Genomic DNA, 13,634 nt, shown 5'->3' on the forward strand with positions numbered 1-13,634 from the left:
CAACTCTTATATCAGATTATTAACGCAAAAAATCAAGTTATAATTGTTCAATCGTTTAATTTGCCTATCTTCGCTATTTAATATCAGATTATTGCCCTTTTTTGTATTTCCAACTAAAACGGTCAACTCCTACAGGGAATTCAAAACTAACAATTAACTAACCCCACGAATCAATCGGGGACTTTCTTCCCAGTCAACTATCAACACTTAACAGTCAGCATTAATCAGCCTGTAATCCTGGACGACCATTTTCAACTACAAATGAAGCGCGGTTGCTAATAGTACCAAATGGGGTTGTTACCTCTAACATCGATAAATAGTCTGCTTTCCAGGTGTCTGGAGTTAGCGTACAGCGAACATACCCGCGCCGATTGTTATAGAACTTAATGTGTGGGTTATCACTTGTATTGAAGTATCTGTGAACAGCATCGTCTCCATTTCCACCAGAACTAATTGAGGAACAGACAATTTCACTCCCGACGATCGCAGATTGCGGGTTATTAAAGTCAGCCTTGAGATCCATTGCCCAATGACTATGTGCATCCCCTGATAAGCAAACTGGATTAGAGGGCTTTTGTTTAGCGAGAAAATCCATTAGGCGATCGCGATCAGCTAAATAACCATCCCATGTATCCATATTAAACGCACCACCTTCTCCTGCTTTAAAATCTGTTTGAGACATGGGAACTTGTTGAGCAAGGATGTTCCATTTAGCTTGTGAGCTAATTAAACCTAGTCAAAAAAATCATCAATGCAAGGTTTTTAAGCCTTAGTAATCTGGTTTTTTTGCAATTTTTTCTCCAAAGACAGCCTGAAAAGCTTATAAAACAATAGTTTGAAAGCTATTCAGCCAGCCCTAATTATTTCAAAATATCAATACTTAATTTGGTAGGTAATCAATTAAAAACTGCTCTTGCTGAAGGGATAGTCAAGAGCAGTCTAAAAATATTAAGCCTAATAATTAGTGAGACCCAAACTCTAAATTTAGGCATCTTCAAGTTCTAATTGAGCCACAGTCACAGCATTAAAAGCAAAAGCTAATACCAACGGCATAGGACATTTTAAGAAAACCGTAGACAGGACAGCTACGACTGTGCCAAGAATTGCTGATATTGACCACAGCTTTTCTTCCTTAGTCTGTCCCTTTTCGGCCTTAATCAGTCTCAGCACGTGAGTGGGAATTGGTTCTGGCATTACGCAGCCAGGAGGAAAAGCCCAAAAGTTATTACGACGCTCAACAAATAAATCTGTCCAGCCATTTTCTAGGCACCATGCCTCAATCCATTCAATCGCGTAATGATTCATCATCAGGTTTGCTAGGAGGAATTGTGAAATTTGTGTAGTTTTGTGAATAAAAACTCTTAGTTTATAGTTGAGAGCAGCTATTTGAAGGTTACAAGCTTAAGGTATTTCTCCACTAAACATAAAGCTTTATCAAGCATTTGAGAACTATATATAAATAAACTCAAACCATGCTTAACTTGTTTACCAGACTAACAGCCTAATGAGGCTGGTTAAACCAAAAGTCAATAAACTTAACTTACAAACCTAAAGGTAAACTATTGTAAATAGAAATCTGAACATTTACTCAAATCTAAAATAGTCATAAAACAAATATATATACTAAAGCTAAATAAGAACTAAACATTAAAAATGAAGAATTGTAAACAATAAATATCACGATTGAATAACTTCAATCCTCTTTGCTGATAGGGAAAAGGTTAAGGGGTGAGGGGGAAAGGTTTTGTGTTTTTCCTTTCCCCTTTAACCTTTCCCCTTTTTCCATCTCTTACAAAAGGCCTTAGTATGTAATGAGAAAAGAACAAATACAGCAGATTGCAATTTAGTAAACTACTGATGAATTTTAGGGCGCACAGATGTGCGCCCTAACTGTGTACTTCATTAAGCTGGAAGAAGCTAAAGAAATGATTTTGCCTGACATTTCTTATCTCATAGTGACGAATTCTTCCGCCGAACTGGGGTGAATTCCCACTGTTGCATCAAAATCAGCTTTTTTCGCACCCATTTTCACAGCGATCGCAACGCCTTGGATAATTTCAGCAGCATAATCACCTACCATGTGTGCGCCTAAAACGCGATCGCTTTCTTGATCGACAATCAGCTTCATCAAGGTTTTTTCTTCTTTGCCTGCTAGGGTGTAGTACATAGGACGGAAACGACTGCGATAAACTTGAATGCGATCGCTACCATATTTCTCAATGGCTTCTGCTTCCGTTAACCCTACTGTCGCCGCTTCAGGATTTGTAAAAACCGCTGTGGGAATATTTTCATAACTCATCACCCGCGATTTTCCACCAAAGACAGTATCAGCGAAAGCTCGTCCTTCATTAATTGCTACAGGAGTGAGTTGCAATTTATTAGTACAATCACCGGCAGCATAAATATTGTCTTCGGCTGTGCGGCTGTAGCTATCAACTAAAATCATTCCCGTTTCATCTACTTTGACACCAGTATTTTCTAAACCAATATTATCAGTATTGGGTTTCCGTCCCAAAGCTGCCAAACTAATCGCGTCTGCTAAGATATTTTCTTCTTTGTCTGTTTTCAGTTTGATATTCACACCACTATCAGTTTTTGTGATTTCTAAAATCTCGGCATTATTGATAATCTTAATGCCGTGACGAATCATCCCCTCTTGAATTTCTGTCCGTAAATCTTCATCGAAGCCGCGCAAAATCTTATCGTGGCGAATCACCTGAATAACTTCTGCACCTAAACCATTCAAGATACAAGCAAATTCAGAGCCAATATACCCACCACCCAGTAAAACTACTCGTTGAGGTTGGGGACTCATCGTAAATAAATCATCAGAAATTAATGCGTGTTCAATCCCTGGAATATCAGGACGGATTGGCGTACCACCCACAGCAATTAAGATTTTATCGGCAGTAACTTTAGTATCACCAATTTCCACAGTATGATTATCAACAAATTTTGCCCTACCCTGATATACCTGCACTTTAGAATTATCTAACATTCTTTGGTAGATACCATTCAGTCGTGTGACTTCATTATTCACACGATTAATCATATCTTCCCAATTCAGGGAACTTTGTACAGGACTCCAACCATACCCTTGTGATTCTTCAAAAATACTCGGGAAGCGCGCAGCATAAACCATTAATTTTTTCGGTACGCAACCACGGGTGACGCAAGTACCACCAAGTCTGTCAAACTCTGCAATACCTACTCTTGCACCATATTCCGCTGCACGCCGCGCAGTAGCAATCCCACCGGAACCTGCACCAATCACAAATAAATCAAAATCGTAAGTCATATCACTTCGCTCCTAATTCAAAATTAATTACTACAGCGATAAATATTTGGCTTAAATTAATATTGTTTGAGTTTCAATAAATTTATGTATAACTGAATTTTAATTACGAATGAAACAGGCAAAGGAAGTATTTTTGATTTAACTTCCCTTGCCTAGAAACCAACAATTGCAGAATTAATGAACGATAAAAATTTGAATGTTGACTGACTTAATTGGGCGATTCAATTTTAGTTTTGGACTCTGGTCTCAATCCAAAATCCAAAATCTAAAATTCAAAATCCTGCCTAGCCTACAAATGCTAATCGAGGTGCAACTTCTTTAACTCTTTCTACACCTTTGAGGTAAGCCAAAACTGTATCTGCATCAGATACTTCAAAAGGATCGGTGGCGCAGTTGTCTTCAAAACCTGGCTCAATGAACATCTTCTCAATTTGTCCATTGTTGACAACCATTGCATACCGCCAAGACCGCATCCCAAAGCCGATGTTAGATTTATCTACTAACATTCCCATCTTGCGGGTAAATTCACCACTACCATCGGGTAACAAGAAGACGTTTTTTGCTCCTTGTTGTTTACCCCATTGGAACATGACAAACGCATCATTTACGGAAAGACAAATAATTTGATCGACACCTAAAGCTGTGAATTGATCGTAAAGTTCTTCATAACGGGGTAGGTGGGTAGAAGAACAAGTAGGTGTGAACGCCCCAGGTAAAGCAAATAAGACTACTTTTTTCCCGCCAAAAATTTCTTCAGTTGTCCGGTCTTGCCAACGGTAAGGATTAGGGCCAGGTACAGACTCATCCCGAACACGAGTTTTGAATACAACATCAGGAACGCGAGAGATAGCAGTCATAAATACCTCGTTTTTAGATGGAATAATTAAACTTTTGTGTGAGCTTGAATATTTTGCTGTGGTCGCTTGCCACCTGTAAATCAGAATAATTCTGATATAAGAATTAGTAAATAGTTAGAAATACTTATTTTTTATAAAGCTTTTTTCTCTTGATAAATTATTAGAGTGGAAAAGTTATAATGTTTTTATAGGCGTATTGACTGTATTCAAGTACCTGCTATGCAGCAACAAGCTGATGAGATTATCAAGATACTGAAGAGTAAAGGATTGCGAGTCACGCCTCAGAGGTTCGCAGTCTATGCAAACCTGCTGGAAAGACGAGACCACCCCACCGTTGAGCAAATTTTGACGGATTTAAATAAAGACGTACCTACCTCATCACAAGCGACGGTGTATGCAGCGCTGCAAGCATTGCGTGAGGCAAGTTTAGTACGAGAAGTCTTATTAGAAGAGGGTGTTTCTCGCTACGATGCCAATGTTGCCCAGCATCATCATTTTCGCTGTACCAACTGCCGCACCATAGAAGATATTGAATGGGATACCTTCGGCAAGATTGATTTGAGCCACCTGCGCCCAGGGTTAAAAGCCGAAAAATTAGAGGTGATAGTTCAGGGAATTTGCGATCGCTGTCAATGAAGATAAGGGAGACAAGGGGACAAGAGAAAGTGAAAAACACCTATTACCAATTACCCATTACCCATTACCCATTACCAAACACCCAACACCAAACCCTAAACCCTTAAATACGATAAGCTAAAATACACCGACTAGATGAGCTAGTAAATATGTTTTGGCGGCAAAGCTTGGCATTGATTTTGGGGATAATGGTATTATTCATTGCTCCTCCTGCACTGGCAGACTGGACTCATCCTCTGTCATTTAGCAATGCACAGTTAACGAGACATGATTTTTCGGGAGAGAGTTTGCAAGCAGCAGAGTTTTCTAATGCCAATTTAGAATTAGCTAACTTTACGGGTGCTGATTTACGGGGAGCAGTTTTGAGTGCTTCAGTAATGACAAAAGCAAACCTGCACGGGGCTGATTTAACAAATGCAATGGTGGATCAGGTAAACTTAACTGGATCTGATTTAAGCGATACAGTTCTCAAAGAAGCCCTCTTGTTACGTGCAATTTTTACTGATGTGAACATTAGTAATGCAGATTTCACGGATGCAGTTTTAGATAAGGCCCAAATTAAAGAACTTTGCGCCAAAGCCAGTGGTGTTAATTCTAAAACAGGTGTGCAAACCCGAGATTCTTTAGGATGTCAATGAAGCTTGTTGGTATAATCGGTGGCGGGCAACTCGCCTGGATGATGGGAGATGCAGCAAAAAAGTTAGGTGTAGATTTGCTGGTGCAAACTCCAAGTAAAAACGATCCGGCTGTGAGTATTGCTCAGGAAGCAGTTTTTGCCCCAGTTGATGACGCTGCTAGTACAGCAGTGTTAGCGAAAAAGAGCGATGTCATCACCTTTGAAAACGAATTTGTCAACCTCGATGCTTTATCTACCCTAGAAAAACAAGGTGTTTGTTTCCGTCCCCGATTAGCGGCTTTAGCACCGCTTTTAGATAAATATCATCAACGCTGCTATTTACAAGAATTAAGCTTACCTGTTCCCAATTTTTTCGCTGTTGAAGAAAATTTAAATACTGTCCAGCTACAAAACATCCAATCTAAAATCGAACATTTGGGGTTTCCTGTAGTTGTCAAATCTCGTCGTCATGGGTATGACGGTCAAGGCACTTTTATAATTAAGGATGGGGCTAGTTTGAAGGAAAAGCTAACTCCCAATCCATCACTATTTTTAGTAGAAGAATTTGTACCCTTTGAGCGAGAGTTAGCAATCATCGCAGCTCGTTCTGTAGAAGGCAAAGTTGTGACATATCCAGTTGTGGAAACCCAACAAGAACAACAGGTTTGTCGCCGAGTGATTGCGCCAGCCGAGATTACGTCCAATCAAGCAGCAGAAATAGAAGCGATCGCCCATACTTTATTAAATAGCCTACAAGCAGTGGGAGTCTTTGGGATAGAACTATTTCTCACCCCAGATGGTAAAGTCTTAGTCAACGAAATAGCTCCTCGTACGCATAATTCTGGGCATTTTTCCCTAGATGCTTGTGAAACATCCCAATTTGAGCAACACCTGAGAGCAGTTTGTGGTTTGGCTTTGGGGAATACCGCCATCAAAACCCCTAGCGCTGTGATGGTAAACTTGCTAGGTTACGAAACTTCTCACAGCGACTACCAAAGCAAACGCCAGAAAATGGCAGAAATTCCCCAATCTTACATTCATTGGTACGGCAAGACAGAATCCCGTCCTGGGCGTAAGTTAGGACACGTCACCGTTTTGCTAGATAGTCAAAACCGCGACGAGGCGATCGCGATCGCCCACACCATAGAATCTATCTGGTATCCCAGTGAATTTTTCTAGAAAATTTCTTTATTGAACACACAACAACTTTTTGAAAGCTATAATGAGTTAGTTGCACTACGACGTTGGTGACTGCCATCAAGTTTTTTGATCTATGTCTTTAAAGAAAAGGGAATCAAAGAGTTCTCGTGGCAGTAGACCGGGCAAGTACCCGGAAACTTTAAACGAGCAATTTAGATACCCACCTGGTTTAACCAGGTCATAAACTTAGGTAAAACGGCGTCGCGGTGAACTCAAAATTTTAAGCTCCCAAGTTGGTCAAACTTTGGGAGCTTTAATTATGTTTGTCATTTGGTAATGGGTAATGGGTAATGGGTAATGGGTAATGGGTAATGGGTAATGGGTAATGGGTAATTGGTGTTTGTTATTTTTCCTCCCCTGCTCCCTGCCCCCCTGCTTTTTCCCAATGCCTCATGCTCAATGCCCAAATTTTATTTTAATTTAAACCAATTTTGTATAAATTGATTCGGAATTAAGTAAGCTTGAGAGTTAATATGGCCTGATTGCGTTAAATTGTGGTTAAAGCTACAAAAAATTGTCAAAACAACAATTGATCAATACCGTGTTCCCAGCCTCGGTTTTCCATCTAGACAATGGTTTAACGTTTATTCATCAAGAAATACCGACTACCCCTGTAGTTGTAGCTGATGTGTGGGTGCGTGCTGGAGCAACCTTAGAACCAGAACCCTGGTTTGGCATGGCTCACTTTTTGGAACACATGATTTTTAAAGGTACAGCGAGTCTACCGCCTGGGGTCTTTGATTATAACATCGAAAATAAAGGTGGAGTGAGTAATGCGGCTACAAGCTACGATTATGCTCATTATTCCCTAACAACAGCTGCCCCTTACTTGCACGAAACTCTACCGCATTTGAGTGAGTTATTGCTGAATGCAGCAATTCCAGATCATGAATTTATCCGCGAACGGGATGTAGTTTTAGAGGAAATTCGCTCTTACCACGATGACCCAGATTGGTTGGGATTTCAGGCGCTAATTCAGAGCGTTTACCACAAGCACCCTTATGGACGTTCAGTGCTGGGTACAGAAAAACAACTGATGCAGCAGTCACCAGAAGCAATGCGCTGTTTTCACCGTGCTCATTACCAACCAGAAAATATGACGGTGGTAATTGTAGGTGGGATGAATCAACAATCAGCTTTAGATTTAGTTAATTGCTCTTTTGGTAATTTTGCTGAACCTTCTGATTGTCCCTTAGTAGAAAAAAGCCAAAACCCAATCATTGAGGGAATTAAGCGTCAAGAATTGAGTTTACCCAGGCTAGAACAGGCGCGGTTGATGATGGCGTGGCTGGCTCCTGGTGTGGAACAACTCCGCACAGCTTATGGTTTAGATTTACTGTCCGTTTTGCTCGCAGAAGGAAGAACTTCACGATTAGTCCGTGATTTGCGAGAAGAACTACAATTAGTACAAGGGATCTGTAGTAATTTTTCCCTGCAACGGGAATCCAGTTTATTTACAATTACTGCTTGGTTAGAACCAGAGCATTTGGAGAAAGTTGAGTTTTTGATTCGCGCCCACTTGGAAGATTTGCAAAATCAGCCCATCAGCCAGCATGAATTAGACCGCACACGCAGGCTGCTGTGTAATGAGTATGCGTTTTCTACAGAAACGCCCAATCAACTTACTGGCCTTTACGGATACTACAATACGATCGCCCGAGCTGAATTAGCAGTTACATATCCTCAACAAGTTTTGTCTTTTGATGCCCAAGAACTGCAACAATTAGCTAAACAGTATCTTTCACCGCACAATTACGCTGTTACTATTCTTAAACCCTGTTAGTCATTAGTCATTCACTAAGGACTGTTGATCATAGCAATTTTAGATTTTAAATTTTAGATTTTAAATTTAAAATTACTTCGGTTAACACTAGTACTACAAGGCGCAAGTCAACAGTCGAAATTAATGCAGCGTAAGCGTTTCGTTGATTTGAAATGGTTTGTTTATTTCCGCCGTATTTTACTAGGCATTTCGTGCAACTGTGGGAGGGACTTCCAAATAAAACAATATCCTATAGCTGTGTCAGCAGAAAAAGAATAGAATCGTTACCTTAACTTTTAAAACTGGATAATTTCATTTCTGGAAGTCCCCGCAGGACAATAGAACAAATCCAAAATTTTATATTTAAAATTCTTGAGCCAAATAATCTTGTGGTTGGGGTCAATCCCAAGTTTGAAATCCCCAATTCTAAATCACGCCACTTGCTACAACGGAGGGAACCTCCGCAACGCAGTGGCTCCAAAATCCAAAATCGATTGATTGCTTCTTTCCCTGACTAATGACTCAAACTGTGAACTCATCCTTATCTCATTCTCCGATCCACCGTACAGTATTAAGCAATGGCATTGTCGTATTAGTGGCAGAGAATCCCGCAGCAGATATTATTGCAGCGCGAATTTTTGTCCGTGCGGGAAGTTGTGCTGAAGACCGGGATCAAGCAGGTCTGGCGCATTTACTCTCAGCAGTGATGACTAAAGGATGCGATGGACTGTCTAGCTTGCAAATTGCGGAAAAAGTCGAATCAGTGGGTGCAAGTTTAAGTACAGATACCGCCACTGATTATTTTTTGCTGTCCCTGAAGACTGTGACATCAGATTTTAGGGAAATATTAACATTGGCTGGGCTGATTTTGCGATCGCCTACCTTTCCTGAAACGCAAGTGGAACTCGAACGGCGTTTAGCGCTACAAGATATTCGCTCCCAAAAAGAACAGCCGTTTACCATCGCTTTTGAGCAACTACGTCAAACAATGTATCAAAATCATCCCTATGCTATGTCAGTACTAGGCGATGAAACAACTATGAGTCGCTTAACTCGCGATGATTTAGCTAATTATCACAAGACTTATTTTCGTCCAGATCGGGTAGTAATTAGTATTGCTGGCAGAATCACACCAGAGGAAGCTGTTAATCTCGTCGAAGAAGTTTTTAGTGATTGGCAACCTCCAGCAGAAACTCAGCCAGTATTAAATTTACCCGAAATTCAGGTACAACCCCAGCGCCAACTTCACCCCCTCCAAACCCAGCAATCAATTGTCATGCTGGGTTATTTAGGGCCAGCCGTGAGTTCTGCTGACTACGCCGCCTTGAAGTTACTATCTACCTATTTAGGAAATGGGCTTTCTAGCCGCTTATTTGTGGAATTGCGCGAAAAGCAGGGTCTAGCTTACGAAGTCTCAGCATTTTATCCTACTAGGCTGTTTCCTGCTTCCTTTGTGGTTTATATGGGTACAGCACCAGACAATACTACTGTTGCACTGCAAGGGTTAAAGAAAGAAGTAGATTTGCTTTGTACTACTGAAGTAGCTGCTGATGCACTCCAAGCTGCTAAAAACAAGATATTGGGACAATACGCCCTTGGTAAACAAACTAATGGGCAAATTGCTCAGATATATGGCTGGTATGAAGTTTTAGGCTTAGGAATTGAATTTGACCGTGAATTTCAGGAGTTAATTGCATCGGTAAATGTTGCAGATAGTATGGCTGCTGCTTGTCGGTATTTACAGGAACCTTACTTGTCTTTAGTGGGGCCAGAGGAAGCAATTAATAATGCTTTTAGCTCAGGAACTTCTAAATAGAAAATATCCTATTGTTGTGCCAGCAAAGGAAACAGTCTCAAGGAGAAAATTTCACCGCCATCCATGAAAGTTGGTATGAATGCGTTACGCTATCGCTAACGCATCCTACGTGAATTACGTAAACTAATCTTTTAAGGTACAAATTACTAATTCCGCAATTTGGCTGCTGACAGCTCAAATCAACGTAGTACGATTGTTCAAGTGAAGGGTAAGCCTTGCGTGACGAGAAGCGATCGCTCGCCAATAGGCACCCTAAAATGAGAGCAAAAGAAGATTATTCAAACAAGCACACTCCATGCGTATCTCTTTAAGCTGGCTGCGGGAACTAGTAGAAATAAAACTTAGCCCGGAAGAATTAGCCGAAACCCTCACAATGGCTGGGTTTGAAGTAGAAGATATTGAAGACCGCCGCACTTGGGCCAATGGCGTTGTTGTGGGGAGAGTGCTTGAGCGTCAACCCCACCCCAACGCTGATAAATTAAGTGTTTGTCAAGTAGATATTGGCGCAGCTGAGACTTTAAATATTGTCTGTGGTGCTGCAAATGTCCGGGCAGATATTTATGTGCCAGTTGCTACTATAGGTACTTATTTACCAAATATCGATTTAAAAATTAAGCCTGCGAAATTGCGTGGTGTTCCTTCTCAAGGAATGATCTGTTCTTTAAAAGAACTAGGCTTACCCACCGATTTTGATGGTATTCATATTTTTCCCCAAGAAAATCTCTCCTTGGGTAGCGATGTGCGTCCTTTGCTGGGTTTAGAAGATGTCATTTTAGATGTCACCGCCACAGCCAACCGCGCTGATGCCTTGAGTATGGTAGGTATAGCTAGGGAAGTTGCGGCTTTAACAGGTGGTAAACTCAGCATTCCGCAACCAGGGGAAGTTTCCATTAGCCAAAGCGGGGGAAATTTAGCTGTAAGCGTTTCGGAAACTCAAGCTTGTCCTGCTTATATTGGCACAGTTATTGAACAGGTAAAAATAGCTCCTTCTCCTGGGTGGTTGCAACAACGCCTACAGGCTGCTGGCGTGCGACCAATCAATAATGTTGTGGATATTACCAACTATGTGTTGTTGGAATGGGGACAACCGTTACACGCATTTGACAGAGAACGCCTGAAATCTGTAGCCGGAAGCGATAATGTGACGATTGGCGTGCGCTTCGCCAGTGCAGGAGAATCCTTCAAAACCTTAGATGGACAAACCCGTACCCTCTCAGCCCAAAACTTATTAATCACCGCCAACAACAAACCAGTGGCGATCGCAGGGGTGATGGGTGGAGAAGAAACGGAAGTTTTTGAAGGTACGCAAAGCCTTGTATTAGAAGCAGCCTTATTTGATTCCGTAGCGATTCGCCGTTCTTCTCGTGGTGTTGGTTTAAGAAGTGAATCTTCTGGCAGATACGAACGGGGCGTGAACCGCGCTGAATTAGAAGTAGCCTGTCGTCGTGCTTTGTCGCTGCTAACAGAATTAGCTGATGGCGTAATTACCCAACAAGAAATCGCCGATACTCGCCCCGACCCTTCAACCTGGACGCGTTCCATTGCGCTGCGCTTAGACCGAGTTAATCAAGTACTGGGGCCAATTGACTTAGGCGAAGAAACAGGAGAACTGGAAGAAAAGGACGTTGAGCGGATTTTAACTGCACTTGGTTGTGAACTCACCTCCACTGGCGATCGCTCGTGGAAAGTTTCTGTACCACCCTACCGTTACCGCGACTTAGAACGGGAAATTGATTTAATTGAAGAAATCGCCCGGCTTTACGGCTATGACAACTTTTGTGATACCTTACCCCACAAAGCAGAAGCCGGCTATTTACCTTTAGATCAAGAACTCATCCGCAAATTGCGCGCTTTGTTCCGCGCCGCCGGACTGACAGAATTAATTCAATATTCTCTAGTGAAGCCAGGGGAAAACAGACAAATAGTCCTGTCAAACCCCTTATTTGTTGAATATTCCGCATTGCGAACCGATTTAATCTCTGGGTTAATTGACGCTTTTCAATACAACCTCGAACAAGGAAACGGTTCACTCAACGGCTTTGAAATTGGGCGGATTTTCTCACGCGAAGAAGATGGATTACAAGAAAACGAAGCGATCGCGGGAATTATGGGAGGCGATCGCACTCTCAGCCAATGGACAAACAGCGGACGCGAACAACCCATGACTTGGTATGAAGCCAAGGGCATTCTCGACAGCGTATTTGGCCAGCTTGGTTTACAAGTAGAATATCAGCCTGATTGCCGCGATCCACGCCTACACCCAGGACGCACAGCTTCTCTCTGGATTAGAGGTAACAGCCTGGGAATTTTTGGTCAACTCCATCCCCAACTGCGGCGAGAAAAAGGTTTACCAGATTCCGTCTACGCATTTCAACTAGATACAGATGTGCTGTTAGATGCCCTGGATCAAGACGAAATTCTCACCCCAGTATTTAAATCCTATTCCACCTACCCAGCCAGCGATCGCGATATCGCCTTTTTCGCACCTGTGAAAGTTACAGTCGCCGAAATCGAAAAAGCGATTAACAAAGCAGGTAAAGAACTACTAGAGTCCGTGGAATTATTCGATGAATATCGCGGTGAAAACGTCCCCACCGGACAGCGTAGTTTAGCCTTCCGCCTAATTTACCGTGCCAGCGATCGCACCCTCACTGATGCCGAAGTTGAACCAGTACACAACAAAGTTCGCGAAGCTTTGGTAGAGAAATTTGGCGTGAATTTGAGAAGTTAGGGATTGGGGACTGGGGATTGGGTATTGGGGGACTGGGGATTGGGGGCTGGGGACTAGGAGAAAGCAGGGGGGCTGGGAGCAGGGAGCAGGGGGGAAAATAACAAACACCAATTACCAATTACCAATTACCCATTACCCATTACCTAATGACAAATAACAAATAACAAAGGACAAATACCAAATGCCCAAATATGTATTGTGGGGAAGCTACTGCGAGGATGTTTTAGAAAAACGCGCCCCTTATCGTCAAGCCCATTTAGATGGGTTAGCTAAACAAAAAGAATCTGGTGTGCTGATTACAATCGGCCCTACTAAAGATGTCACCAAAGTTTTTGGTATTTATGAAGCCGATGACGAAGCCACCGTACGCCAGTTGATTGAAAATGATCCCTACTGGCAAAACGGTATTTGGACAGAATACTCAGTTCAAGAGTGGATACAGGCGATTTGATTGGGGATTGGGGACGAGGAAAAAGCAGGGGGGCAGGGAGCAGGGAGCAGGGGGAAAAATAACAAACACCAATTACCCATTACCCATTACCCATTACCCATTACCCATTACCCCCTTCCCCATTCCCAATTTCTAGCTTTTTACAGATGCGATCGCCTGCTTGTATATGGGATGATCGGTATTCACGCCATAACGAATCGTGGTTGTTGTCTAGAATAAAAATAAAGTCAGTAAATACAACAACTTCGGTTGTGTGAGCATTTTTGG

Annotated in this window: 11 protein-coding genes and 1 other RNA gene; 8 read left to right on the forward strand and 4 right to left on the reverse strand. The window is 42.0% G+C overall.

Annotated features, from left to right (window positions below):
• Positions 1-220: 220 nt before the first annotated feature.
• The 4 genes from AACU25_RS03545 to AACU25_RS03560 form a co-directional block, all read right to left on the reverse strand.
• Positions 221-727, reverse strand: coding sequence for an alkaline phosphatase D family protein (locus AACU25_RS03545; RefSeq protein ID WP_096573929.1), 507 nt, complete (start codon positions 725-727; stop codon positions 221-223).
• Positions 728-984: 257 nt separating this feature from the next.
• Positions 985-1,308 (reverse strand): slr1957 family protein, encoded by a 324-nt coding sequence (locus AACU25_RS03550; protein WP_190445980.1) that lies wholly within the window; start codon positions 1,306-1,308, stop codon positions 985-987.
• Positions 1,309-1,945: 637 nt separating this feature from the next.
• Positions 1,946-3,298, reverse strand: coding sequence for a glutathione-disulfide reductase (gorA, locus tag AACU25_RS03555; protein WP_096573930.1), 1,353 nt, complete (start codon positions 3,296-3,298; stop codon positions 1,946-1,948).
• Between the two features lie 284 nt (positions 3,299-3,582).
• Positions 3,583-4,155 carry a peroxiredoxin gene (locus AACU25_RS03560; protein WP_096573931.1) on the reverse strand — a complete coding sequence of 191 codons (573 nt, stop codon included), beginning with the start codon at positions 4,153-4,155 and terminating at the stop codon, positions 3,583-3,585.
• A 219-nt stretch (positions 4,156-4,374) separates the two neighbouring features.
• Here AACU25_RS03560 and AACU25_RS03565 point away from each other — a divergent pair, with 219 nt between their 5' ends.
• From AACU25_RS03565 to AACU25_RS03600, 8 genes are all read left to right on the forward strand, one after another.
• The gene (locus AACU25_RS03565) at positions 4,375-4,791 is read left to right on the forward strand and encodes a Fur family transcriptional regulator (RefSeq protein ID WP_096573932.1); all 417 of its coding nucleotides are present in this window, start codon (positions 4,375-4,377) and stop codon (positions 4,789-4,791) included.
• A gap of 149 nt (positions 4,792-4,940) precedes the next feature.
• Complete coding sequence (locus tag AACU25_RS03570; RefSeq protein WP_096573933.1) at positions 4,941-5,429, forward strand: pentapeptide repeat-containing protein; 489 nt, start codon at positions 4,941-4,943, stop codon at positions 5,427-5,429.
• Positions 5,426-6,586 carry a 5-(carboxyamino)imidazole ribonucleotide synthase gene (locus AACU25_RS03575; protein ID WP_096573934.1) on the forward strand — a complete coding sequence of 387 codons (1,161 nt, stop codon included), beginning with the start codon at positions 5,426-5,428 and terminating at the stop codon, positions 6,584-6,586. Before AACU25_RS03570 ends, AACU25_RS03575 begins: the two co-directional genes overlap by 4 nt.
• 51 nt (positions 6,587-6,637) lie before the next feature.
• Positions 6,638-6,821, forward strand: a non-coding RNA gene (gene ssrS, locus AACU25_RS03580) — 6S RNA.
• Between the two features lie 327 nt (positions 6,822-7,148).
• Positions 7,149-8,390 carry a M16 family metallopeptidase gene (locus AACU25_RS03585; protein WP_096573935.1) on the forward strand — a complete coding sequence of 414 codons (1,242 nt, stop codon included), beginning with the start codon at positions 7,149-7,151 and terminating at the stop codon, positions 8,388-8,390.
• Positions 8,391-8,886: 496 nt separating this feature from the next.
• A complete protein-coding gene (locus AACU25_RS03590) occupies positions 8,887-10,185 on the forward strand; it encodes a M16 family metallopeptidase (protein WP_096573936.1) in 1,299 nt (432 codons plus the stop codon).
• 295 nt (positions 10,186-10,480) lie between these two features.
• Complete coding sequence (gene pheT, locus AACU25_RS03595) at positions 10,481-12,916, forward strand: phenylalanine--tRNA ligase subunit beta (protein WP_096573937.1); 2,436 nt, start codon at positions 10,481-10,483, stop codon at positions 12,914-12,916.
• A 181-nt stretch (positions 12,917-13,097) separates the two neighbouring features.
• On the forward strand, positions 13,098-13,367 hold the full coding sequence (locus AACU25_RS03600; RefSeq protein WP_096573938.1) for a YciI family protein: 270 nt from the start codon (positions 13,098-13,100) through the stop codon (positions 13,365-13,367).
• Positions 13,368-13,634 lie beyond the last annotated feature (267 nt).

Source organism: Tolypothrix tenuis PCC 7101 (assembly GCF_963874875.1).
GTDB lineage: Bacteria > Cyanobacteriota > Cyanobacteriia > Cyanobacteriales > Nostocaceae > Aulosira > Aulosira tenue.